The following is a 24,262-nucleotide window of genomic DNA, read 5'->3' as shown; positions in this document are numbered from 1 at the left end:
GTGGAGAAAGCAATGAAGGCTACATCTATTGTTGAGTTTGTTAGGGATACCTACAAAACCAACGAGTTTATTCCATTGCACTCTCCAAAGTTCGATGGCAACGAAAAATCTTACGTAATGGAAACGATTGAAAGTACTTTTGTTTCTAGTGTTGGTAAGTTTGTTGATGACTTTGAGCGAAAGATTGAGGCTTATACTGGGACGGCTAAAGCAGTAGCGACAGTTAATGGCACGGCGGCATTACATGCTGCATTGTATATGGCTGATGTTCAAAGAGGCGACCTGGTCATCACGCAAGCTTTGACTTTCGTTGCAACCTGCAATGCTCTATACCATATGGGCGCAGAACCGATTTTTTTGGATGTTTCTCCTGCAAGTTTAGGTCTTTGTCCTAAAGCTGTTGAAGAATTTTTAAATGAGTACGCGGAAGTAACCGAGACTGATTGTATTCATAAAGCAACAGGTAAAAGAATTAAAGCTATTGTACCTATGCACACATTTGGTCATCCAGTAGAACTTGATGAGTTGGTTGCCATTTGTCTCAAATGGAACATTACTTTAGTTGAAGATGCAGCAGAAAGCCTTGGTTCTTTCTATAAGGGCAAACATACAGGTACTATCGGTGACTTTGGTGCGGTCAGCTTTAATGGTAATAAGATCATTACTACTGGTGGTGGGGGTATGGTTCTATGTAAAACTCAAGAGTTAGGTGCAAGAACTAAGCATGTTACAACAACAGCGAAAATTCCTCATCCTTATGAATTTTTCCATGACGAGCCTGGCTTTAACTACCGTATGCCGAATTTGAATGCGGCTCTAGGTTGTGCTCAGATGGAAGTTCTGGAGCCTTACTTAAAGAACAAACGCCAACTGGCACATCAGTATCAAGCGTTTTTCGCCGGCAGCGATGTGACATTTGTGGTCGAGCCAGAATACGCGCAATCGAACTACTGGCTTAATGCCATCATTTGCGCCGATGCTAAGCAGCGCGATGAGCTGCTTGAGCAGACCAATGCCGCTGGGGTGATGACTCGTCCAATCTGGCAGCTTATGCACCGCTTGCCGATGTTTGAGCATGCTTTACGTGGTGATCTTAGTTATTCACAGTCGCTAGAAGCGCACTTGATCAATCTACCAAGCTTCCCAACCTTGATTGACTAAAGCGCGAAATGGTTAACAAAAGAGAGTAAATTTATGTACAAGTTGGAAGATATTAAAGTTGGTATGGCAGAGTCCTATTCTCAAACAATATCAGAAGCTGATGTGAAAAATTTTGCAAATATTTCTGGTGACAGAAATCCAGTCCATATGGACGAGTTATATGCGGAACAATCAAGGTTTGGAAAAAGAATTGCACATGGAATGTTTAGTACAAGCTTTTTTTCTGCTTTGTTTGGGATGAAGCTTCCTGGACCTGGATGTGTATATGTTTCTCAAAACCTTAAGTTTAGAAAACCAGTTTATATTGGTGATACAGTTACAGCATATATAGAAGTCAAAGATATCGATTTAAATCGAAGAAGAGTTTATTTTAATACATACTGTAAAGTCGGTAACTCTAAGGTAATTACTGGAAGTGCTGAAATATATATTCCAGAACAAAAATAACAAAGTAAAAGAGATCTGATCATGAAAGATGAAATAGAATATATTGATGTCAATAATACTGATGTTCTGGTAAGTTTTTTTCCTCAAATTAAATCTCTTTTTGCTGAGTGTTTTGGAAAAGAATTAAATAAAGAGCTATGGGAATGGGCATATTTAGATAACCCATGTGGAACGCCCGTAGTTTCTTTGGCTGTGTTTCATGGAAAAGTCATTGGGCATTATGCGGTTATACCTCAGATGTTAACAAATAATAAGAATAATCTTATAGGCTATTTATCAATGACAACGATGGTATCAGCTGATTTTCGCCGCTTTGGCCTTTTTCAATTATTAGCCGAGCGAGTATATAGTAAGATTGATGCTAGTAATATCCCAAGTGTTGTCTACGGCTTTCCAAACAATAACTCTATAGCAGGATTTAGAAAGAGGTTGGGATGGATAATATCTGATGAATATAAAGTAAGACAAATTCATCCTAATGATTGGCGTTGTCAATGTTCTCTTATACAGAACGCAGAAATTGAAGGTTCCTTCCAACTTGATATGTCAGAAAAACAAGTTAAGGAATGGCGCTGCAATAAACCTAATCAAACTTGGGATATTCATCATGGAATTGGTGTAAAGGAAATACATAATGCATATGATCTTATGTATTATTCCACAGTTAAGGATTTATTTGAATTCCAACCAGATAAACCTGTAAATATAGTTTCACCATTTTCTAATATAGAGAATGAAGATGGTAGAGATATATTATTTCCATATAGATTTGGGTATCGAACATTCAACATGGAGAATGAAATTTCTTTCAATGTTCAAATGTGTATGTCGGATGTTTTTTAATGAAGATATTAGCAATAACATCAATTCGCTCTGAATATGACTTAATGAGTTATGTTTATAAAAAACTCGATAAAGAGTCTGGAATTGATCTCCGTCTTTTGGTCGGAGGCTGTCATAATTCACCATCGTTTGGCTTAACAGTTGAAGATATAAAGAACGATGGTTTTAATATACTGTGTCAAATTGATAGTTTGATTGATTCTGATTCTAATGCAGCCAGATTAAAAAGCGCCTCGGTTTTATTGCTATCGTGCATTGATATGGTTAATGCATTTTCGCCAGATCTGATAATTTATGCTGGTGATAGAGAAGATGTTATGATAGGAGCTCTTCTGGGTGGATATCTTGGAATTCCTACCGTTCATTTTTTTGGTGGTGATCATGCATGTGATGGACATATAGATAATCCCATCCGACATGCAGTATCGAAATTGTCAACTTGTCATTTTGTTAGTATTGCCGAGCATGAAAAAAGATTGCTTAAAATAGGTGAACCATCAAGTAGAATTTTTAACATTGGAAGTGTTGCACTAGATAAATTTAAAGAAGTACCTACTCGTGAAGACATATTAGAGGTTGTTGCAGATCGTAAAGTTGCAAGACCGGCGGCTCTTTTTATTTTTCATCCAGTTGAAGATGAAATAGAGATAGCTCCAAACCTTGTTGATAATATTATTTGTGAACTTATTAAAAATGATTATCATGTTTTTATTGGTTTACCAAATAGCGATCATGGTTATTCAGGAATTAGGAAAGTTTTGAAAAAATATGCTAGTGACGTTAATGTTTCCTTATACGGAAATCTACCAAGAGATTCATTTGTCCAATTATTTAAAGCTTGTAATTTAATCATCGGGAATTCATCAGCAGGTATTCTTGAGGCTGCAAGTGTGCCAATTCCATGTATCAATGTTGGCTTGAGACAGCGTGGGCGTTTGAGTGCGGAAAATGTTATTTTTGTGGATTCTGATTTAAATCAGATAAAAGATGCACTCATGAAAATAAAAGACGAAAAATTTTTATCATCAATTCGCAATGTGTCTAATCCTTATGGCGATGGAAATGCAACGGATAAAGCTGTTGAACTTATAAAATCGATAGATTTTTCTGAGATATATAAAAAGTATGAGGATCCACTATATGTTGAATAATAAATCGGTACTAATTGTTGCCCCTCATGCTGATGATGAAACTTTAGGATGTGGAGGTACTATACTAAAACTTATTTCCCAGGGGTATAGTGTTCATTGGTTGCTTGTCACTGGAATGAGTGAAGAAGTTGGATTTGAAAAAAAACAAATAGAAATTCGTAAAAAAGAAATAGAAAATGTCGCAAATTTATATAAATTTACCGCTATTCATGAATTGAACTTTCCACCAGCTAGACTTGATGCAATATCTAAAGGTGATATTGTGACTGATATTTCATATATTATACATGAGATACAGCCTGAAATTATATTTGTCCCCTTCCGGAATGATGCTCACAGCGATCACGAAATAGTATACGATTCGGTAGTGTCTGCGACGAAATCATTTCGCGCCCCGTTTGTTAGAAAAATACTTGCCTATGAGACGCTTTCTGAAACTGATTTCGGCATGAAACCTGAAGATGGCGGATTTAAACCGAATGTATTTATTGATATATCTACGTACCTCAAGACAAAGCTTGACATATTAGAAGTTTTTGAGTCTGAGGTACACGATTTCCCATTTCCTCGCTCACGAAAAGCATTGGAGTCTTTGGCTTACATAAGAGGAGTACAGTGCAATGCGAACGCGGCTGAAGCATTTATGCTTATAAAGGAGATATTATGACACTTATTATTGCTGAGGCTGGCGTAAACCATAACGGAGATGAAGCGCTGGCGTTTCAACTTGTGGATGCTGCGTATCAAGCCGGTGCCGACATCGTTAAGTTTCAAACCTTTAAAGCAAAAAACTTAGTCACTGAGCAAGCCAAGCAAGCCGATTACCAAGTGGCTAATACGCAAAAACAAGAGTCTCAATTGGCGATGCTTAGTCGTCTTGAACTTTCCTATACCGCGCATCACCAATTAGTCAAGCATTGCCAGTCCCTAGGAATTGAGTTTCTATCGACGGCATTTGACTCTGAAAGCCTAGATTTTCTAGTCAACGATTTAGGATTAACGCGCCTTAAATTGCCCTCTGGCGAACTCACCAATGCTCCGTTAGTGCTTGAGCATGCACGTACCGGGTGCGACTTGATTGTTTCCACCGGTATGGCGACGCTGGCCGAGATCGAAATGGCACTCGGAGTCATCGCATTTGGTTATACTGCGGCGGAGAGCTCAGTGCCATCGGTATTGGAGTTTCAACAAGCTTACGCCTCTGCTGCTGGGCAAAAAGCCCTCAAAGAGAAAGTGACCATTTTACACTGCACCACTGAATATCCCGCTCCGATGGTTGAAATCAATCTTAGAGCAATGGATACGCTCGGCAATGCCTTTGCTTTACCTGCGGGTTATTCTGACCACAGCGAAGGGATTACTATCCCAATTGCGGCGGTGGCGCGTGGAGCAGTGTTGATTGAAAAACACTTTACCCTTGATAAACGTATGGAAGGCCCCGATCACAAGGCTTCACTTGAACCCTATGAATTGGCTGCGATGGTGAAAGCTATTCGCCAAGTAGAAGTGGCGTTGGGTTCGGCAGTAAAATCCCCGACCGTTTCGGAAGTGAAGAACAAAGCGGTGGCACGTAAAAGCTTGGTTGCGGCAACAGACATTAAAGAAGGTGAAGAGCTAACGGAATGTAATCTAACGATTAAGCGTCCAGGTTCTGGTCTGTCACCGTACCGCTATTGGGAACTTATCGGTTCTAAAGCGACAAAAGGTTATAAAGCTGGAGAGCTCATCATTGAGTAATAAGTCAATTCCCCCAATTGTAATGATTGGGGGAGGAGGCCATGCTTCCGTCCTTACTGAAATATTAATTTGTCAAGGAAGAGAAATTCTTGCTGTTATAAGCCCGGAAAATATAAGTCAACGTCCAGTGTTCAATGGAATTTTACATCTAAAAAATGACGAAGATGTGTTGGCGTTCAGTAAAGAAAAAGTTCTCTTAGTAAACGGTATTGGAATGATGCCGAACTCTGGTTTTAAGCGTAAAATCAATGAGTACTTTCTTTCATTAGGTTATCAGTTTGAGACAGTTATTGCGGATAGCGCATATGTCTCATGCTTTTCCAAAATAGAAACTGGCGCTCAGATTTTACCTATGGCGATTGTTCAGACTGGGGCTACAGTGGGTAGCCATAGTATAATTAATACAGGTGCTCTGGTTGAGCATGATTGTAAAATAGGTGCTTATAACCATATCGCTCCTAAAGCAACGTTGTGTGGTCAAGTAGAGACACAAGAAAATGTCTATGTTGGAGCTAGTTCAACAGTTATCCAAGGGATGTCTATTGGTAGTGGTGCTATCGTGGGTGCTGGTGCTGGCCTCACTCAGTCTTTAGAAGAAAATACCATTGCATACCCTGCTAGAGCAGTAATTAAAACAAATTTTTAGAAAACAAAAGGTAGGATATGAGTCATTGTTGGAAAAAAACGCTGATATCTGAGTCAAGCACAATTAAGCATGCATTAGAAATCATCAATAGCGAAGCATTGCGTGTTGCTGTGGTTGTTGATCAAGAGCAAAAGCTTCTAGGCATGATTACCGATGGTGATATTCGACGTGGCTTATTAAATGATCTGGTGTTAACCGACTCTGTTGTCAAGGTGATGAACTCTAAGCCTACAACCGCAGAGTTGGGTGCAACAAAAGAACACCTCGTAGAGTTAATGGAAAAAAAGCAAATTCTCTCGGTTCCATTACTCGATCAAGACAAGAAAGTCGTCGGCTTGGAAACCCTTCACAGCGCTCTGAGTAAGGACAAATATCAAAACCCTGTATTTATTATGGCTGGTGGGTTTGGTACTCGCTTACGGCCGCTGACGGATAAGTGCCCTAAGCCAATGCTAAAAGTAGGTGATAAACCTATTTTAGAGACGGTAATCAAGAGCTTTATAAAAGCCGGGTTTAGCAACTTTTACATCTCAACGCACTATATGCCGGAGCAAATTCACCAACATTTTGGTGATGGTAGTGACTTAGGTGTCAGTATCTCATATGTCCACGAAGATATACCGCTTGGTACTGGTGGTGCGCTTGGGTTACTGCCCGAGGACATGCCAAGAGATTTGCCATTGATTATGATTAACGGAGATGTGCTGACCAAAGTAGACTTTCAACGCTTGCTGAATTTCCATTTGGAAAATGAAGCAGATGCGACAATGTGTGTTCGAGAATACGACTACCAGATTCCATATGGCGTGATCAACGGCAATGGTAACCAAATTACCAGCATGGTCGAAAAACCGATTCAGCGATTTTTTGTTAACGCAGGCATCTATGTTGTATCTCCACGAGTGATTCGATCAGTCGAAAAAAACCAAAAAATCGATATGCCTACGTTGCTTGAGCAACATATGAAAGAGCGCCAAAAAGTACTTATGTTCCCAATACATGAGTATTGGCTTGATATTGGCCGTATGGACGACTTTAACCGTGCGCAGATGGATATACTATCTCTGGGGTTAGAGTAATGTTAGATGGTAAGAAAGTGATTGCTGTAATCCCTGCAAGGGGGGGAAGCAAGCGACTTCCAAGGAAGAATATACTTCCATTGGGAGGAAAACCTCTGATCGGTTGGACAATTGAAGCTGCACAAAACAGTGCTTATATTGATGATATTTTCATCAGTACTGATGACCAAGAAATTGCAGATGTAGCGAGTCAGTTTGGTATAACTGTACCTGAGCTAAGGCCGAAAGAGCTATCGACAGATACTGCGACAACTCAAAGCGTTCTTTTTTATACTTTAGAGAAATATGGCAAAGACGCCGATATTGTTGTTTTACTTCAGCCTACCTCGCCATTTCGTAGCTCTGGCCATATCGATCAGGCAATAGAGTCTTTGGTTGAAAAGTCGGCTTTTTCTGTTGTGTCGGTTACACCATGTGAGCACCCACCCCAATGGGCAAATACCTTACCTGACAATGGCTCAATGAAAGATTTCCTTCGATTAGGTGATGGGAAACGCTCTCAAGATCTTGGGGAAGCTTTTCGCTTAAATGGTGCTATATACGTATATGATCTTCATAGACTATTAGCTACCGGTGAAATGACATATAGAGAAGATACGTATGCCTATAAGATGCCAAACGACGCATCGATTGATATTGATAACCAAATTGACTTCGACATGGCAGAGTTTTTCTTCCAAAAATATAGTTTTAATAACAGTTAGTTATGAAATTTAGTAGTCTAATATCAATATCTAATGATAAATTTAATTTCTAAGAAATACTTAGGAAAGGTAAATATATAAAATATCTTAGCCTTACTAATCGTTTTTGATTTTATATAAAAGGTAATATAATGTCTAAATTTTTACTATGCAGTACAGAGCGTAGTTTTAATAACAATATCGAGAGTTCATTAGAAAATAATTTTTCCATTTGTACTAAGTCAAAATCTAAAGGCTACTTTCATGTTTCTTATGAAAAATTGAACAATGATAAAAAAGACTATTTTAGCTCTGAACTTGGTAAAGTGTCTTCAGTTGGTAGTTTTATCTACAGAAATCAAACAGGTTCTGATGGTTTAAAGAATGTTCTGATAGACTTCCTCTCTCATAAAAGTATTGCTGAGTTAAAGTCAAATATTATTGGTAACTATTCAATTACTATTGAATTAGAAAATGAGTTTTATTGTTTTTGTGACGGTAATGATATCTTTGATCTTTTCTATTTTCTAGATAAAGGCAACTGGGCAATTTCCAATAATCTTAATGATGTTGTTGCTGCAATTGATGGGAAAGTTGAAGCGAATAAAAATGCCATTTTAGAGATGGTTATTCAAAATGGAATTTTGGATAATCAAACAATTTTTAACTCTATATTTAGGTTGAAAGGTTATGAATACCTATATTTCTCACATGAAATTAAGGTTCCCTTAGTATTAGAACATGAGAATATATACTTTGATATAGAAGAGTATAAAGATTTAGATTACACAGAAGTAGTAACTAAACAATGTACTGACATGGCTAAAATCATATCATCTTCATATAAGAATGTTTCTGTTTGTATGACTGGCGGGTTAGATTCGAGAATTGCACTTTCATCTTACTTATCTGCGGGAGTAACACCATCATTGTTTTATGGGGTAGGTGATTCATCTCTAACAAATACTAAAATGCGAGATCTAGAAATCGTTAAATTAGTACAAGATGAGTTTGATTTAAATTTGAAAGTCATGGACTGGTCAGCAGATATAGATATTGATAATTCATGGGGGCGGTTAATTGAGAAATTTGGCTTATTAGGTAGTGTTTATTCAGGGATACCAAACGTTCACAAGTCTTTATCTGAATTTGATGGTGATAATTTAGTCGACTTTGGCTATTTCGGCGAACCATTAAGGAATGTTGAATCTCTTTCTGGTTTTAAAAAAGATATATTCACATTAGAACAGTTTATAGATGATATTTATCTTGATAAAAATGCTAAAGTTAGTTTAACGCAACTAGAATTTGAAGAGTTTAGAGAATATTTGTATCAAAAAGCGAAAGGTGTGTGTGTGAGGTATAATTTGGACACAGAACATCTGAGTAAAGATGATTTTTGTAAAATACATAATGAATACAGAAAATCAGCAGATACGGCTTTAGTAAACATGATGAACTATTACTGCTATTCTATAAACTTACTCTCATTGCCTCAAATCGAGACAATGATCAAACAGATACCAGCTAAAGAGAAAGCTAACTCTAGTTTAATGTTGAAAGTAGTTAACCGTCTAGATCCAAAGCTCCTTAAGTTGCCTATATTTTCCCATTGCCGAAACAACATTTTTTGTAGCAAGACATATACGTTGAAGCTAGCAAAACCTGAAGCGTTTAAGGAAAAATTAAAGAATTATATCTATAAGATTGGCTTGCATAGAACTTTGAAAGAGCTTTATTCTAAAGTTAGAACTAGTAAGAATGAAACTCCGGACAAAAATGGTAAAATAAAAGAAAAACTAGTAGATATGTATAACTCAAACCCTTATAACTTTTGTGATATAGATGTTTTTAAAGGAGCTGATGTTAGAAAACTTTCAAAGTATAACTATTTAATTAGAATGATAGAAAAACATAATAGTACAACTAAAGATTATTAACTGTAAGTGTCACAAATATGAATATAAGTAGTTTTAAACTACTGTTACTAAAGCCAGTGGTTATTTATCTACTGGCTGATGTATTGGTAAAGAGTATGCAGTTTTTTCTTATGCCAACAGCATCTCATTTACTTAGCATTGATGAGTATGGGAAGTTAACTTTATTCTTAGCTTTACTCACGGCTCTAGTTCCTGTGGTAAGTTTGTCAAGTGAGTCGGCTTTCTCTATATTCTATAATCAGGAATTAGGAAAGGATAAAAAGCGTTTATTTATCAATAGCATAATGGTTGCAGCGACTGGTTATGTTGTTTTTACTGCGTTTACTCTAGTACTGTCATATTTTGATGATAACCTTTTGTTTAGTATAATATCGTTAAAGTATCAAATGACAAAAATGTTATTGATAGCTTTTTTAGAATATTTTTTTAACATATTTCTTCTTTCTAGTCGTTTGGACTTTAAAAAAACTGATTATTTCTTTTGGTTTGTATTTTATTTCTTATTGAAATTTTTATTTGGTTTAGGTTCTATTTATATATTTGAAAGCTCTGATTCTTACTTGAATTCAATATTGTTTCTCAATACTGTGTTTGCATTGTTTGTTTTATATAAAACATTTGAAAAAAGCTTATCCAATCGAGATTTCTTGGCGTTTGATAAACAGGTATACTTAAGAATTATTAAATATTCGATGATGATTTTACCTGTGACAATGTTCTCTATAGTAAATTCTATGATAGACAAGGTATATATTACATCACTTTTATCTGTTGCAGATTTAGCAAACTATACATCTATCTTTTTACTTTCTGGTTCTATTCAAATTGTAATTTTGGCCATGAATAAAGCCTACATGCCAAAGTTGCTCAAGCTATATTCACAACATGGCTATCTTTCGTTAGATAAAATGAAAAAAGATACTCAAAGAGTCATGGTGGCAAATTATTTTATATTTTTATTTTGTATTATTATATTACCTATTTTATTTGGCTATATTTATAGTGAAAAAATTACTTTTAACTATGGCGTGTTTTTAGTTCTAAGTTTAAGCTTTTTATTAAATACATTATATATATTATTTACTAATGTTCTTTCATTGGATGAGAGTACTGCGAAGTATAAGATGTTTGGCTTTTTGTTTGCTACATTTGTAAATGTTCCGCTCAGTTACTTCTTTACATTAAAGTTTGGGATTCTAGGAGCTTCGATATCAACTTTGGCAAGTTGCACTTTCGCAGCATTTATTCTTTTCCTGTTTGTTAATGTCAAGGTTGAAAAATATTACCTTGCTAAAGATAGCTTTATATTTTTTTCTTTCTCATTATCTACAGTTTTAATCCTCTTTTATTTTAATTCTAAGCTGAACTTATATTGAGGTTTATTTGTATAACAAGTTGTAGTTTGGTTGTGTTCGGTTTAAGGTTCTTTGAATTTCAAGTTTTAGTTTTGAAGGTTTAATTTAAATTGGTTGATAATACTCTGGTTTTTCTATGATTTTTTCTGCAAAAAGCTACCTATACCTGATGATAGCAATTGTGGTTTTATTTTTTATATCGCGCCAAAATTTAGTTCATTTGGGTGCGCTATCTTACCTTAGTCATATATATGTAATAATTTGTGTTTCTGCTTTTTTTATATGTGTACTCTATAAACCAGTAAAACGTCAATTTTTATTTTTAGTTGTATTTCTATTTGCGTACTCTGGCTTTATGGTTATTAGGAGTGGAGTTCCATTAATTAATATTCTGCAAACCTTTTTGACGCTAAAATTTGTGTTTGTCTTTTTTGTAATGGCCTATGCATTAAATGCAGACAGACCTCTTATTTTAGCAAAGTTTACTGCTTTTTTAACTTACATAGTTCTACTTTCTTCTATTTTCGTTGTTTGTGATTACTTGATACCGAATGTTTTGTATTCATTAGCAAAAGATGGAAGGGGAATTATGGGCGTTTCACCTGGTTCATTTTTTGGTTCTCGGGTTTTATATTCTGGTTTTTTGCTGCTGTATAGCATCCTTCTTCTCTCATTTAAATATGACGAGATTACAAAAAAATACTTTATTTATCGCCCTAGGTATTATTGGTTTCTAATTGTATTTGCATTTGTTTTATTATTCTTGACTTTCTCTCGTAAAGAGTTGCTCCTTTTGTTATTAGCATATGCTATAACAATTATGTATAAAAATAAGGGCCTAATAAGATTGCTAGGTTCTATAGCTCTTTTTGTTTCCACACCGATAGTTTTAGGAGGACTTTGGATACTAATTGGCGACTCTGTTCTTGAGAACTTCAATGAGAACTATGTTCGTTACAAGATCTTTTATTATGCAATGGAGATCTTCGAGTATAATTTCCCATTTGGGTCAGGGCCAGGTACATACGGAACCGTAATGTCCAAAATGTATACCGATGTTTATACTTTCTTTAAAGTCGATAAAGCCATTATCGGTTATGGAAGCCAGATTGAAGGCCCTATTTTTGACTTGTTTTTTGTCTCACTGATTGCTGAGTATGGTCTTGGTATTATATTTGTCATGTGGTTTATTTTTCAGCCTTTTTTTGCTGAAAAAGATGGTTATGTTGACCAGGTTGTCCATGTTAGGTTGATTCGTATTAATGGATTTTTAATGCTTGTTGGGATTGGCTCGATGGTACCCATTATGGGGAATATGATAGGATTATTGCTTTTCTTTTTACTAGGAATATTGACTTCGAACAACGCTATTTTTGTTCATAGTCGGAAGCGAGCAAATGCATAAAGTCGTAGAAACACATATTATTGAAAACAACCTTAGCAACGAAGCTGAAGTTTGGCCTCTACTTAAATACCAATTGACTCGCTATATCACTCTGTCTAAAGGGGTGGAGGATATGGAGTTTACATCAAAGTCATATATGTCATTGCTGCTTCCTCTCATTGTTAGCTTCCTTAATTTATTTAGAGCCAAGTTTAGCAAAAAGAGCACGGCTTATTTTGGCGCTTTTTCTCGTGTATCAATAAATGATGGCATGATTTGCGATGAATTCGTTTCCGCAGAAAAGCAACAAAAACTATGTATTCTATATCACTGCTCAAATTTTGAAGGTGCAAAAGTTCTAACATGCTTTAAGCGCGGGGTGATCTTTGAAAACCTTATCGTAAAGTTACTCGTTTTATTCATTAAACGTTTTGGTTGGTATTCTCGAACTCCTAGCTTCTCTGAAGAGTTTATTGAGTTATTAATCCGAGAGTATGGTGTCTCTCAGAAGCAAGTAGAAGCTATTTTACTGGACTACGAATGCAAGAAGGCGGCGTATAAGAAATTGCTGAAATGGCTTGGAGTTCAGAATGTTGAAATCGTGTCAGCATATACCAAGCCAGCTATAGTTAGTGCAGCTAGTGAATTAGACATTAAGACACTCGAATACCAGCACGGTCTACTGGCACCTTACCATCCCTCTTATCACTATGCCGGTGCGGAGTTATGGCGCAGCAGCATGTTACCTACACGTCTGAAGCTTTATTCAAGTTTTTGGCAAATGAAAATGCGTGAAGCCAACTTTGTACCTGAGGATAAGATCGAAGTAGAAGGTGCGTTGCCACAAGTTTGTGAAGAGGTAAAACAACAGATATTCAAACAAGTGGGTAACGATAAGTTCTTTATTTTTACTGGGCAGGGTATTTGCTATACAGACGTTGCTGAGTTCGTTACAGGTCTAATTGAGCAGTTCCCAGACTACACCGTTGTTTATCGACCTCATCCACGAGAGCATCAAAACTACACACAGCTTTTAGCTCTAGTAAAAAATGACAACTTTAAGGTCATTGATAGAGAGGCTTACCAAGATACGCTGACGTTAATTGGTGCATCTAAAGCTCACTTCTCAATATTTTCTTCCTGCCACTTTGAAGCCCTGGAGCTTCTTGGTAAAACTTATGTGCTTGATGTTGTTGAAAACAACGTAATGAAGGTGGGAGGGGAGGACGAAAATATAATCTTCATTACTAAAGCATCTCAAATTATGGATATATAGTGCCAAAATACCTCTATGAAAAAACTAAAGCTCGTAATTTACTATCTATTTTTCTACAACTTACCTAACTCTAGGTACTTGCCTCTTTTTAGCAAACTTCGTTGCTGGTATTTGAGCAGAGTGTTGAAAGTGGTGAGTGCACACCCTAAAAATCGATTAGAAAATCGAATTTACATATCCAATGCCTCTGAGTTAAAAATCGGTCAAAACGTTCGTATCAACGAGAATGCATTTATTCAAAGTGCCACAATTGGTAACAATGTAATGATTGCGCCAAACGTAGCAATTCTTTCCAGCACACACAGTTACGAAAGACTAGATATTCCGATGGTTGATCAAGAAGATGTATTTGGTCTCCCTCCTATCATTGAAGATGATGTTTGGATTGGCCGCAATGTGGTTATCAAGCATGGTGTGACTATTGGGAAAGGTGCAATTGTAGGTGCATGTTCTTTAGTTACAAAAGACGTCCCAAGCTATGCAATTGTTGGGGGCGTACCAGCAAAAGTAATCAAATATAGAAATGCCCAAGAAGTAGAAAAGAAGTACGAAAATGAATAAAACATGCAAAATTGGTGGGCTAGATATATCTGCATTCGACAGTATGGACCACGCAGTTGATTCTATCTTACATCAGGGAAATGTTGTTAGTGGCTTTGCTGTTGCCGTGAATGCTGAAAAAATCGTATCAAGTTACGAGCAGGCTGATGTAAAAAGAACTCTAGAGTCTGCAAGCATTCGTTATCCTGATGGAGCAGGGGTTTCTTTGGTCATGTCAAAGCGTGGTTGCCCAAGTGCGAGGATCCCTGGCTGTGACTTGTGGTTAGAACTAATGAAAGGGTCTGCACCGCTCAATGTGCCAGTATTTATCGTTGGTGCTAAGCCTGAAGTTAATCAACAGACAGTTGATAAACTAAAGCAGGAGCTCAAAGTTAACGTTGTTGATGCCTGTGATGGTTATTTTAAAGATGAAGCGGAGCTTATACATAAAATAAAGGAAAGCCAGGCAAAAATTGTAACAGTAGCACTAGGCTCTCCCAGACAAGAAAACTTCATTAACAAGTGTCGTGAAGTCTATCCCGATGCTTTTTATATGGGCGTCGGTGGTACTTATGATGTATTTACGAATCGAGTGAAACGTGCTCCGAATTGGGCGCAGAAATACAACTTAGAGTGGTTCTATCGTTTGGCCTGTCAACCCACTCGAGTTACTCGACAATTAAAACTCATAAAATACTTATTCCTGGTTGGAACTAAGAAGGTTTAAGCGTTTACAATATTTCACGGTTTAATAACAACACTTCAATACCGGTGTTCGTGATGAATCACGAACACCGGTATTTTTAGTTTATTACAAATCTAGTTAGTTGTTTGAAATAGTGATTGCTTTGAGTTTGCTAAACTTATTTCGAAAGTAACTCGTAATTCGCCACACATAAGCAAGTAAAATTGAATACACAATAAAACAGGCGATGAAGGTATAGAACATGACTGGTTCAGGAATGCCTGTCAGCTCGCCATAAATACCAAAAGCAGCATAGAGGGTTGCGATACCGCAGATTGCTACTAGAGTTTGCTTAGGGCTTAAACCCATGCGTTGGAAAATATGGTGTAAGTGTTCTCTGTCAGGTTTGAATGGCGAGTCCCCACGGCGAACGCGGCGAATCATTATTGCAGCCATATCCATCAACGGAACGGCAATTAGCCATAATGCCGTAACCGGACGCATCAGAGGTTTGCTCTCTGTTTGGCTAACCCCCAGCAATAACCAGATTACAGTAAAACCTATCATCATACTGCCTGCATCGCCCATAAAAACTTTTCTAGCGCGGCCAAGAATACCCAAGTTCATGAAAATATACGGCAGCATGGCAATAATAATAACCACACAGAGATAAGCTAAGCCGTGTTGGGCATCTACTCTTAATAAATAGGCAAGAGCGCCAAAGGTTACAATAGAAAGCCCACCTAGCAGGCCATCAATACCATCTACCATATTAAAAGCATTGATCGCTCCGATGACCGCTAGCACTGTGATAGCGATACCAGTCCAACCTAAATTTATATCCCCAAAGCCGAACATGTTACCTAAGCTGTGTAGCTCGATACCGGCAATATGAATCATCACCAAAGATAACCCAGCTTGAACTCCCATGCGTATTTTGAAACTCAAGTCGACCTTATCGTCAATGGCACCGATCAGCGTTAAGAGTGCGATAGAACATACATAAAGCCAACTGTATTCGATAGTTGCTGGTTTAAAGGTAAGAAACTGGATAAGAACAATACAGATAGAGATTCCACCGATAAGTGGAACAGCACCGTCATGTAACTTCCTTTCGTTCGGTTTATCAACTAAGCCTACCGACTTAGCAACCTTACGCATGAGAAACAAAGTGGCAAACGAAGAAAAGAAGATAAATAGAAGTTCCAGAAACATAATAGTGCCAACTGCCATTGTAATTATTCGACGGCTATTTTAACCGACAAGGTAACTATCTCAAGGAGAAAATAAGTAACAGAATGGTAGCAAAACGATACTTTTACCCAATTTCTCCTGATTTTCTTATCAGTAAATTAAAGCACAACGTTCATTTTTTTCCTGGCAAAATGTTGATACAGCTCTGCTTTTGCAACACTTTCACCATGAATTAAATGCACTTCTTTTGGTGGTGGATTAATTCCTTCTACAAAGCAAATTAGATCGGATTGATCTGCATGAGCAGAATAGCCAGACATCGTATGTATTTGAGCTTTCACTTTAATTTTCTTTCCTTCGATATCAACCTCACTCGCACCCTCTTGAATTTCTCTCCCTAGCGTTCCCTCTGCTTGATAGCCAGCAAACAGCACATCATTACGACTATCTGGTAACAACGCATTGAGGTAATTCACCACTCGACCACCTTCGCACATCCCAGAAGCAGCAACCACAATAGCCGGTTCAGAAGTGCTCGCCAGACGATTCACCAATCTCATATGTTCAGCATGAGTCTCAATCGTAATACATTGTTCAAACCCGAGAGGATGACGATGTTGCTCCAAACGCCTTTTTGCTTCTTTACCCCAAAGCTTTTTAAAGCGCCGATAAGTCTTTGTCACTTTTCGTGCTAAAGGCGAATCAAGAATAATTGGTAGGGCACCATGTAAAGACTCCTGGTGAAGAAGCTGTTCGATATCGAATAACAGTTCTTGTGTCCTACCGACACTAAAAGCAGGAATAACAATCACACCACCATCTTCCAGCGCATGTTCGATAATAGAGAGCAATCGAGTGCTTCTACTTTTCACGCTTTCATGGTGCTTATCACCATAGGTCGACTCAATAAACAAATAGTCTGCTTTTTCAGGAGGTTTCGGATCTGGGAGTAAAGGCGTATCACTTGGACCGAGATCACCAGAAAATACCACTACGTCATTATTTGAGAGTTTAAATTCCAAATAAGCAGAACCTAAAATATGGCCCGCAGGTTGAAAGCGTATATAAGCCAACCCCTTAAGAGGAAGCCATGTATTGTACTGACATGGCACCAATCGTTGCTTAATTAGATTTAATATATGCTGTCGTTGATGTTTGCCTAAACCCAGCTGTAGCTTTAATCCGTCCTCTAACATAAGAGGGACCAACTCAGCAGTTGCTTGTGTGCAGTAGATTTTGCCTTTAAAGCCAGCAGCGAGTAACCATGGTAATCGGCCTATATGGTCAATATGAGCATGGGTCAGTACCAGCGCTTTTACCTTGGTTAAAGAAAACTCTATCGCCAGCGAACGATCATGACGACCTACCAATGCATCTTTACCTTGAAATAACCCGCAGTCGATCAAAATGCTCCCTTGCTCAAGTCGCAGTTCGTGACAAGAGCCTGTCACCGTATCCTTCCCACCATGATGAAGTACTTTCATAGCTATCTCCTTTTCATAGGCATCAATGTAATGAATCGAAGAAAGAAGAGGGAGGGTAACCGACCAGATAAACACGAAAGTAGGAGTCAAAATGCTAGGGGAGTGTTAAACGGTGTTTTAAGTTGCATTAAATTGTGATGCATATTCCACATAGGCAACTTTTTGCATTTTGTAATAAATATAAACGAATAAATGCGTATTATAAAACGCGCTTTAGGTAGGCAGAATTTACGATTTTCTGGTTAAAATGACACCTGATATCTTGGTTAGTTGTCATAAAAAAGCCATTTTTTTGTCAGTCTTGTGCTTTTCGTTGCAACCTGTTTGCTATACAATCCTTTGCCTTGAGCACAAATGATAAAAAACCAAATGCATTGCCTTTAGGAGCCAGACCTAAGGGCGGTAGCGTGCCAAAAAGCAAAACAAAGCTCTCTAAGTGACATAAAAATGTCACCAGATAAATATAAATACAATTAAGCACATAGTTGCATTTCTGGCAAGGCTCTATAATTAAAATAGAGACTTCAAACAAACACTTAAACACCTCCTGTTACGTCAGAGGAGGACAAAACAGTAATGAATACTGTTTTGAAAAGATAATGGCTAGGCATCAGGTTTATCAACCAATACCTATCAACGACAGTCTTCATAAAAGTTTCTTTTTTTGATAATGACTGACCCGCCTAAATTATCTACTTAGATTTCTATTCCCCCAAAGGTATCGCTTGCGCACTTGTGGCGCATTCGTTTGTGTATTTTCCTCTGGGGTTATTGTGCTGTCCGGCAACAATGCTTTTTTAATGTAAGCAGAAGCGTTGTATCCATCACTCGCGATTATTCTCATCAACGTCCTATTCTTTGGCCTAGGTTATTTACAATGTCTAAAAAGAAAATTCTCACCGTTTTTGGTACACGTCCAGAAGCCATTAAAATGGCTCCTCTAGTTCATGCGCTTGCAAATGATGAGCGATTTGACGCTAAGTGCTGCGTTACCGCTCAACACCGAGAAATGCTGGATCAGGTTTTAGAGTTATTTGAAATTAAGCCTGATTACGATCTTAACCTGATGAAAGCGGGTCAATCTCTTAATGATGTAACCGCACGTATCTTGCTGGAACTTAAACCAGTACTTCAGGAGTTTAAGCCGGATGTAGTGCTAGTACACGGCGATACTGCAACTACCTTTGCTGCAAGCCTTGCAGCTTACTACGAGCAAATTGCCGTGGGCCATGTAGAGGCAGGTCTGCGCACTGGCAATATTTACTCACCATGGCCAGAAGAGGCAAACCGAAAACTAACTGGTGCGTTAACTACCTATCACTTTGCTCCTACAGAAACCTCGCAACACAACCTGCTACAAGAAAACATCAATCCAGACAATATCAGCATCACAGGTAATACCGTTATCGATGCTCTATTGATGGTTAAAGACAAAATTGATAACGACAGTGCGCTTAACCAACAGTTGGCAAGCCAGTTTCCAATGCTTGATGAAAACAAAAAGCTGATTTTGGTTACTGGTCACCGTCGCGAAAGTTTTGGTGGCGGCTTTGAACGCATTTGTGAAGCTTTAGCTAAAACCGCGCAAGACCACCCTGAAGCACAGATCTTATACCCAGTACATCTAAACCCGAATGTAAGAGAACCAGTAAATCGCATTCTGTCAAACGTCGATAATGTGCATCTTATCGAGCCTCAACAATATCTACCATTTATCTACTTGATGAGCCGCGCGCATATCATTTTAACCGATTCCGGTGGTATTCAAGAAGAAGCCCCTTCGCTAGGCAAACCTGTATTAGTTATGCGTGACACAACAGAAAGACCAGAAGCCGTTGCCGCGGGTACAGTGAAACTCGTTGGAACCGACGTTGATAAGATAGTCACTGGTTTAGATGTACTACTTAATGACAAAGAGGCTTACCAAGCGATGAGCTTTGCACACAACCCTTATGGTGATGGTCTAGCCTGTCAGCGTATTTTAGAAGAATTAGTAAAATAATCATTTAGTTAGGAAAAATTATGTCTTTTGAAACAATTTCAGTTATTGGCTTAGGTTACATCGGTCTGCCAACCGCAGCGATGTTTGCATCACGTAAGAAAAAGGTAATAGGTGTTGATGTAAACCAGCATGCAGTTGATACCATCAACCAAGGCAAAATCCATATTGTTGAACCGGCTCTCGATATGATCGTAAGTGCAGCCGTGTCTGAAGGTTACTTGAAAGCAACCACAACGCCAGAGCCAGCAGATGCATTTCTGATTGCGGTCCCAACGCCATTTTTGCCATGTAAAGAAGGCGAAGTACCAGCGCCTGATTTGTCTTACATTGAAGCGGCAAGTAAAGCCATAGCCCCCGTTCTTAAAAAAGGTGACCTCGTTATTCTTGAATCCACGTCACCTGTGGGTGCCACAGAGCAAATGGCTGCTTGGTTAGCTGAAGCTCGTGGTGATCTGACTTTCCCACAAACGCATGGCGAACAAGCTGATGTGAATATCGCTCACTGTCCGGAGCGTGTATTGCCTGGTCACGTTGTTCGTGAATTGGTAGAAAATGATCGCGTTATTGGCGGTATGTCTACTCGCTGCTCTGAGCGCTCAGTAGAGTTGTACCGTACCTTTGTACAAGGTGAATGTGTCGTAACAAATGCGCGCACAGCGGAAATGGCAAAACTGACAGAGAATAGCTCTCGCGATGTTCAAATTGCCTTTGCTAACGAGCTTTCAATCATTTGCGACAAGTTAGACATCAATGTATGGGAATTGATTGCACTCGCGAACCGTCACCCTCGCGTAAACATCCTTCAGCCAGGACCTGGTGTTGGTGGCCACTGTATTGCGGTTGACCCTTGGTTCATTGTGTCAAAAACACCAGAAGAAGCACAAATTATCCACACGGCACGTAAAGTGAATGATGGCAAACCGGATTGGGTTATTAATAAAGTAAAACTGGCAATTGCCGAGTTTTTACAAGCAAATCCAGATAAAACAGCCCGTGAGGTGGCGGTTGCTTGTTACGGTTTGGCCTTTAAACCTGATATTGATGATTTGCGTGAAAGCCCTGCAATGGCAATTACACAAAAAATTGCCGAAATGCATGCAGGTCGTGTAATCGCTGTAGAGCCTAATATTGAATCAATTCCTGAGCAACTAAAGCATGTTGAGCTAATGGACTTTGATGTAGCGCCTAAAGAAGCAGACATTCATGTGTTATTAGTTGATCATAAGGAATTTAAGGAAGCCTTTATAAACTTCGGTTTAACTATTGATACGAAGGGAATTTGGTGAAAAAAGTAGTCTTAAAAAGCTCTGTTGGAATAATATCAATAAAGTTGCTAAATGCATTAACTGTGTTGTTAATTGTTGTTGTTGCAGCAGAGCAGTTGGGCCCCGCAGAGTACGGTAAATACTCTTTACTTATATCTATTTTTACCTTAATGGCCATACCGTTAAAAAATGGAGCTTCAACTTTAACGATAAGAGAGCATAAGAAGTCAAATCATATAAATGAAAATAAATTAGCTGATGGAGTGCAAATATTTTATTATATATTATTTGTAGTTCTATCGCTATTGGTGTGTGTTCTATTGTTTTTCTTTAATTTTATAAATAAGGGTGACTTGGTAATTAGTCTAACTGGTGTGATGCTCTATTCAATTGGAGGGGGATATATTTCAATTGTAAGGACATACAACATTATAGATGAAAGATATAATTATTCGCAGATTCCGGAAATGATTTTTTCTCCGGTTGTTATCTTGAGTCTATTGTTTATTCTTAAATTGAATGATGGATATGAGTTATTTTTAGCTAATGGTTTTTCATTGGTCCTTATTTCTGTTGTTCTTTATCTTTTTTTTGGTAAAAATAGATTTGAACTAATATATGGAAATGTTTTTTCATCTAAGTCAAATGCGCTCAAAGTTTCAGCGCTTTATATTTCTGCCATATCTGGAGCTCAGTTGATAAATAGTCAAATTGATATCTATTCTTTAGCTGCTCTCTCATCATTGGAATCTGTTGGTATGTATAAGATCGCAAATCAGTTTGCATCTCTATTGTTTATACCAGTAGTTGCTCTTTCTATATTTGTCTCGCCAAAAGTTTTATCCTTAATTAATGATGGAAAGAAAAAAGATGCGGGTATTTTCTTTCTAAATAGTAGTGTGATCGGTTTTTTGGTGTCACTATTATTGTTTTTCATGGTCTATTTTCTCCACAGAGATGTGATTTTTTTTCTGTTAGGTGATAAATACTTAGATGTAAGTAGTACTCTCTTGGTGTTATGTTTAGGAGCGGTTGTTTTTTCTATATTTGGTCCCGTTCTAGGAGTGGCTAATATGTTGGGCTTAGAAAAGATGGCTTTAGGTTCTAGCTTAATTTCAATGTTAATTAATTTTCTTTTAAATGTTAGTCTAGTTCCTACATTTGGTGCTTTAGGAGCGGCTGTTGCCACGACATTATCCATGTTTCTTTGGAAAGTTATGCTTAGTTACTTTATTTTAAAAAAGTGGAGAAATTTATGAAAGTTATAGTTGTTGGTATGATATACAGCAATAACTTGGGTGACGGAGTTATTTTCCATTCTCTAAAGTTAGCTCTTGAAGAGTTAGGTGCAAAAGTAGATTCTCTAGATACATCAGGAATGAAAGGGTTTCAATCAATTGAAAGTAATAAAAATAATAAAGGGTTGAAATCTAAACTTATAAATATCAGTCCGACTCTTTACAAGAGCTTGACTATTGTTACTTCAATGATTGGTCGTAAAAAATTTAATAAGTTTGCAGAGGAAAAAATTAAAAATGCAGACATGGTTATTATTGGAGGTGGTCAATTAATTACTAACTTTACTGAGACTCTGCCAACTCGGCTACTTGATATAGCTGAACTATGTAATCGAAATAGTAAACCCTACTCAATATATGGGTGTGGCGTAGGAAATTCATTTACTAAACTTGGTAAAAGTAAATATACCAAACTATTAAATGGTGCTAGCTATGTTTCTGTAAGAGGCTTGGACTCTAAAGCTAGACTTGAAAAATATTGTAACATTAAAGGTGTTAAACTCGTTCCAGATCCTGTTTTTGGCCTAAATAGTACTAAGTCTTTAAAAGAAAGTAGAATATTTGTTGGTATATGCTATCAAGATATTATGTCAATGGCGATGCATGAAAGAAAATTTCTTGATATTGGTAAATGTGGAGTCGAAGAAATAGTATTTAATATAGTTAATCAATACAAACAACTAGGTATAAGATGTGCTATATTTACAAATGGTGACCCGGTTGATTTTAGTTACGCAAATGAGTTTTATAATAAATATAAAAATGTCGTTGATTTCGAATTAGCAGAAAGACCTACAACGCCAGTTGAATTAATTGATTTAATTTCTAATTTCTCACACGTCATTTCATTTCGCATGCATGGTGCGATAATTGCCCATGCACTTGGAAAGCCAACATTAAATATTGTTTGGGATAAAAAAATAAATGAGGTTTGGGGAGCTGTAAACAATGAATCTGTTCCGGTAGCAGTAGATGACTTCATAGAAAAAAAGACAATGCTTAAGTTAGCTAAATCACTAATATCTAAGAGAGATGTTAGTGAAATTTACAATGATTCTTCTCGTGATAATTTGAAATTTTGTTTGGAGTCCATGGAGAGAAATAGTGTTATTGTTTCGTAATGGAATTAGAAATGATGAGATATTTGAAGTTTTTTCTGTCTTTATTTTAATATTGTTTGGTGTTTTTTTTACATATATTATGCTTGATCACTATGTGGATGGTGATCAAGTTCATTATTTATATGTCTACGAAAACTTATGGAAGTTAAATTTTTTAGATGCATATGAAGAGTATATTAGAAGCTTAAGTTCTTTAGAGTTGCCATATTTTTTATTGATTTATTGGTTAGGCGGATATATAGATAGAGAGATTTACTTAGCTGCTTCAAATGTTATTCTTATTATTTTGGCGTTTAAGCTTCTAAAAAAGCTAGGTAGTTATAATACAGTCGCAATATTTTTTTTATTAACTAACTTTTATTTTTTTGTTTTATATATTCCTGCTGAAAGATTGAAGTTTGCATTTATATTTTTGTTTTTAGGTTTGATTCTTTTTTATAATGGAAAGAAGAAATTATCTATATCATTTTTAATAATTTCTTCTTTGACGCATGTTAGTCTGATCATATTGTTTGTACCATTTATTCTGAAAGAATCCTGGCCAGTAATTAAAAAACGACCAATTATTGCATTTGTTTTCGTTATCATTTTATTAGTTTTTTTAATATTCTTGTCTCAGCATTTAATATCTAAATTTATGTCATATTCGGCTTTGGGTGGCAACCTATCAGACGTTCTTAAAGTTGTTTTACTAATGTTTTTTTCTATTTTTTCAATGACAAAAAGGAAGAGTAATATACCATTTGTTGTATTATCTTTCTTTTGGATTGGGATTTGTGTTTTTATATTGGGTGGCAGCCGAGTTAATATGTTGGCATTCTTTTTGTTTATTTTCTTTTCTATTGGTTATAAGAAAGGGCTTAATGTTTATGTAATGTCACTATTAATTTACTTTTCATATGCGTCTTATAATTTTGTTGATACAGCTATACAGTATGGAGATGCATTTTATTTTGCAAAATAGGTTTTGT

General features: G+C 37.1%; 22 protein-coding genes. 20 read left to right on the top strand and 2 right to left on the bottom strand.

Annotation, left to right across the window (positions count from 1 at the left end; genetic code table 11):
- The first annotated feature begins 12 nt into the window (after positions 1 to 12).
- The 15 genes from L3V32_RS16235 (at position 13) to L3V32_RS16165 (ending at position 14,969) form a co-directional block, all read left to right on the top strand.
- The gene (locus L3V32_RS16235) at positions 13 to 1,161 is read left to right on the top strand and encodes a LegC family aminotransferase (protein ID WP_237284707.1); all 1,149 of its coding nucleotides are present in this window, start codon (positions 13 to 15) and stop codon (positions 1,159 to 1,161) included.
- Positions 1,162 to 1,194: 33 nt separating this feature from the next.
- A complete protein-coding gene (locus tag L3V32_RS16230; protein ID WP_237284706.1) occupies positions 1,195 to 1,608 on the top strand; it encodes a MaoC family dehydratase in 414 nt (137 codons plus the stop codon).
- Positions 1,609 to 1,629: 21 nt separating this feature from the next.
- Entirely contained in the window at positions 1,630 to 2,451 is an 822-nt protein-coding gene (locus L3V32_RS16225) for a GNAT family N-acetyltransferase (RefSeq protein ID WP_237284705.1), read from the top strand.
- A complete protein-coding gene (gene neuC, locus L3V32_RS16220) occupies positions 2,451 to 3,602 on the top strand; it encodes a UDP-N-acetylglucosamine 2-epimerase (protein WP_237284704.1) in 1,152 nt (383 codons plus the stop codon). The genes L3V32_RS16225 and neuC overlap by 1 nt, the downstream gene beginning before the upstream one ends.
- Positions 3,592 to 4,269 carry a PIG-L deacetylase family protein gene (locus L3V32_RS16215; protein ID WP_237284703.1) on the top strand — a complete coding sequence of 226 codons (678 nt, stop codon included), beginning with the start codon at positions 3,592 to 3,594 and terminating at the stop codon, positions 4,267 to 4,269. Before neuC ends, L3V32_RS16215 begins: the two co-directional genes overlap by 11 nt.
- A complete protein-coding gene (gene neuB, locus L3V32_RS16210) occupies positions 4,266 to 5,339 on the top strand; it encodes an N-acetylneuraminate synthase (RefSeq protein WP_237284702.1) in 1,074 nt (357 codons plus the stop codon). Before L3V32_RS16215 ends, neuB begins: the two co-directional genes overlap by 4 nt.
- Positions 5,340 to 5,361: 22 nt before the next feature.
- The gene (locus L3V32_RS16205) at positions 5,362 to 5,985 is read left to right on the top strand and encodes an acetyltransferase (RefSeq protein ID WP_374044479.1); all 624 of its coding nucleotides are present in this window, start codon (positions 5,362 to 5,364) and stop codon (positions 5,983 to 5,985) included.
- Between the two features lie 17 nt (positions 5,986 to 6,002).
- Positions 6,003 to 7,064, top strand: coding sequence for a nucleotidyltransferase family protein (locus L3V32_RS16200; RefSeq protein WP_237284700.1), 1,062 nt, complete (start codon positions 6,003 to 6,005; stop codon positions 7,062 to 7,064).
- A complete protein-coding gene (locus tag L3V32_RS16195; RefSeq protein WP_237284699.1) occupies positions 7,064 to 7,768 on the top strand; it encodes a cytidylyltransferase domain-containing protein in 705 nt (234 codons plus the stop codon). Before L3V32_RS16200 ends, L3V32_RS16195 begins: the two co-directional genes overlap by 1 nt.
- A 131-nt stretch (positions 7,769 to 7,899) precedes the next feature.
- Positions 7,900 to 9,687, top strand: coding sequence for a hypothetical protein (locus L3V32_RS16190; RefSeq protein WP_237284698.1), 1,788 nt, complete (start codon positions 7,900 to 7,902; stop codon positions 9,685 to 9,687).
- A gap of 17 nt (positions 9,688 to 9,704) precedes the next feature.
- On the top strand, positions 9,705 to 11,063 hold the full coding sequence (locus L3V32_RS16185; protein WP_237284697.1) for a lipopolysaccharide biosynthesis protein: 1,359 nt from the start codon (positions 9,705 to 9,707) through the stop codon (positions 11,061 to 11,063).
- 115 nt (positions 11,064 to 11,178) lie between these two features.
- On the top strand, positions 11,179 to 12,447 hold the full coding sequence (locus tag L3V32_RS16180; RefSeq protein ID WP_237284696.1) for a hypothetical protein: 1,269 nt from the start codon (positions 11,179 to 11,181) through the stop codon (positions 12,445 to 12,447).
- Entirely contained in the window at positions 12,440 to 13,702 is a 1,263-nt protein-coding gene (locus L3V32_RS16175; protein ID WP_237284695.1) for a hypothetical protein, read from the top strand. The genes L3V32_RS16180 and L3V32_RS16175 overlap by 8 nt, the downstream gene beginning before the upstream one ends.
- A 15-nt stretch (positions 13,703 to 13,717) precedes the next feature.
- Positions 13,718 to 14,263 (top strand): DapH/DapD/GlmU-related protein, encoded by a 546-nt coding sequence (locus tag L3V32_RS16170; protein ID WP_176318957.1) that lies wholly within the window; start codon positions 13,718 to 13,720, stop codon positions 14,261 to 14,263.
- Positions 14,256 to 14,969: a WecB/TagA/CpsF family glycosyltransferase gene (locus tag L3V32_RS16165; protein WP_237284694.1), complete on the top strand. Its 714-nt coding sequence runs from the start codon at positions 14,256 to 14,258 to the stop codon at positions 14,967 to 14,969. Before L3V32_RS16170 ends, L3V32_RS16165 begins: the two co-directional genes overlap by 8 nt.
- A gap of 96 nt (positions 14,970 to 15,065) precedes the next feature.
- Here the strand turns inward: L3V32_RS16165 and wecA are convergent, their stop codons facing one another.
- Positions 15,066 to 16,142 (bottom strand): UDP-N-acetylglucosamine--undecaprenyl-phosphate N-acetylglucosaminephosphotransferase, encoded by a 1,077-nt coding sequence (gene wecA, locus L3V32_RS16160; protein ID WP_237284693.1) that lies wholly within the window; start codon positions 16,140 to 16,142, stop codon positions 15,066 to 15,068.
- A gap of 137 nt (positions 16,143 to 16,279) precedes the next feature.
- Positions 16,280 to 17,605 carry an MBL fold metallo-hydrolase RNA specificity domain-containing protein gene (locus L3V32_RS16155; protein WP_065646559.1) on the bottom strand — a complete coding sequence of 442 codons (1,326 nt, stop codon included), beginning with the start codon at positions 17,603 to 17,605 and terminating at the stop codon, positions 16,280 to 16,282.
- An 877-nt stretch (positions 17,606 to 18,482) separates the two neighbouring features.
- On the opposite strand from L3V32_RS16155, the gene wecB reads away from it, so the two are divergent.
- From wecB to L3V32_RS16130, 5 genes are read left to right on the top strand one after another with little or no spacing between them, the layout of a single operon-like run.
- Positions 18,483 to 19,607: a non-hydrolyzing UDP-N-acetylglucosamine 2-epimerase gene (gene wecB, locus L3V32_RS16150; protein WP_237284692.1), complete on the top strand. Its 1,125-nt coding sequence runs from the start codon at positions 18,483 to 18,485 to the stop codon at positions 19,605 to 19,607.
- A 20-nt stretch (positions 19,608 to 19,627) separates the two neighbouring features.
- Positions 19,628 to 20,893, top strand: coding sequence for a UDP-N-acetyl-D-mannosamine dehydrogenase (gene wecC, locus L3V32_RS16145; protein WP_237284691.1), 1,266 nt, complete (start codon positions 19,628 to 19,630; stop codon positions 20,891 to 20,893).
- Positions 20,890 to 22,131, top strand: coding sequence for a lipopolysaccharide biosynthesis protein (locus L3V32_RS16140; protein WP_237284690.1), 1,242 nt, complete (start codon positions 20,890 to 20,892; stop codon positions 22,129 to 22,131). Before wecC ends, L3V32_RS16140 begins: the two co-directional genes overlap by 4 nt.
- A complete protein-coding gene (locus L3V32_RS16135) occupies positions 22,128 to 23,291 on the top strand; it encodes a polysaccharide pyruvyl transferase family protein (protein ID WP_237284689.1) in 1,164 nt (387 codons plus the stop codon). The genes L3V32_RS16140 and L3V32_RS16135 overlap by 4 nt, the downstream gene beginning before the upstream one ends.
- Positions 23,275 to 24,255 carry an EpsG family protein gene (locus L3V32_RS16130; protein WP_237284688.1) on the top strand — a complete coding sequence of 327 codons (981 nt, stop codon included), beginning with the start codon at positions 23,275 to 23,277 and terminating at the stop codon, positions 24,253 to 24,255. The genes L3V32_RS16135 and L3V32_RS16130 overlap by 17 nt, the downstream gene beginning before the upstream one ends.
- Positions 24,256 to 24,262 lie beyond the last annotated feature (7 nt).

This window comes from Vibrio sp. J2-4 (assembly GCF_021728155.1).
GTDB classification, from domain to species: domain Bacteria; phylum Pseudomonadota; class Gammaproteobacteria; order Enterobacterales; family Vibrionaceae; genus Vibrio; species Vibrio diabolicus.
This window is presented reverse-complemented; position numbering and strand designations above follow the sequence as displayed.

Bases quoted from the DNA above. Each gene is read 5' to 3' on its own strand.
- neuC (WP_237284704.1), top strand. From the start codon at position 2,451: ATGAAGATATTAGCAATAACATCAATTCGCTCTGAATATGACTTAATG.
- L3V32_RS16200 (WP_237284700.1), top strand. From the start codon at position 6,003: ATGAGTCATTGTTGGAAAAAAACGCTGATATCTGAGTCAAGCACAATT.
- L3V32_RS16235 (WP_237284707.1), top strand. From the start codon at position 13: ATGAAGGCTACATCTATTGTTGAGTTTGTTAGGGATACCTACAAAACC.
- L3V32_RS16180 (WP_237284696.1), top strand. From the start codon at position 11,179: ATGATTTTTTCTGCAAAAAGCTACCTATACCTGATGATAGCAATTGTG.
- L3V32_RS16195 (WP_237284699.1), top strand. From the start codon at position 7,064: ATGTTAGATGGTAAGAAAGTGATTGCTGTAATCCCTGCAAGGGGGGGA.
- wecB (WP_237284692.1), top strand. From the start codon at position 18,483: ATGTCTAAAAAGAAAATTCTCACCGTTTTTGGTACACGTCCAGAAGCC.
- L3V32_RS16175 (WP_237284695.1), top strand. From the start codon at position 12,440: ATGCATAAAGTCGTAGAAACACATATTATTGAAAACAACCTTAGCAAC.
- L3V32_RS16225 (WP_237284705.1), top strand. From the start codon at position 1,630: ATGAAAGATGAAATAGAATATATTGATGTCAATAATACTGATGTTCTG.
- L3V32_RS16155 (WP_065646559.1), bottom strand. From the start codon at position 17,605: ATGAAAGTACTTCATCATGGTGGGAAGGATACGGTGACAGGCTCTTGT.
- L3V32_RS16215 (WP_237284703.1), top strand. From the start codon at position 3,592: ATGTTGAATAATAAATCGGTACTAATTGTTGCCCCTCATGCTGATGAT.
- L3V32_RS16190 (WP_237284698.1), top strand. From the start codon at position 7,900: ATGTCTAAATTTTTACTATGCAGTACAGAGCGTAGTTTTAATAACAAT.
- L3V32_RS16165 (WP_237284694.1), top strand. From the start codon at position 14,256: ATGAATAAAACATGCAAAATTGGTGGGCTAGATATATCTGCATTCGAC.
- wecA (WP_237284693.1), bottom strand. From the start codon at position 16,142: ATGTTTCTGGAACTTCTATTTATCTTCTTTTCTTCGTTTGCCACTTTG.
- neuB (WP_237284702.1), top strand. From the start codon at position 4,266: ATGACACTTATTATTGCTGAGGCTGGCGTAAACCATAACGGAGATGAA.
- L3V32_RS16170 (WP_176318957.1), top strand. From the start codon at position 13,718: ATGAAAAAACTAAAGCTCGTAATTTACTATCTATTTTTCTACAACTTA.
- L3V32_RS16205 (WP_374044479.1), top strand. From the start codon at position 5,362: ATGATTGGGGGAGGAGGCCATGCTTCCGTCCTTACTGAAATATTAATT.
- wecC (WP_237284691.1), top strand. From the start codon at position 19,628: ATGTCTTTTGAAACAATTTCAGTTATTGGCTTAGGTTACATCGGTCTG.
- L3V32_RS16230 (WP_237284706.1), top strand. From the start codon at position 1,195: ATGTACAAGTTGGAAGATATTAAAGTTGGTATGGCAGAGTCCTATTCT.
- L3V32_RS16135 (WP_237284689.1), top strand. From the start codon at position 22,128: ATGAAAGTTATAGTTGTTGGTATGATATACAGCAATAACTTGGGTGAC.
- L3V32_RS16185 (WP_237284697.1), top strand. From the start codon at position 9,705: ATGAATATAAGTAGTTTTAAACTACTGTTACTAAAGCCAGTGGTTATT.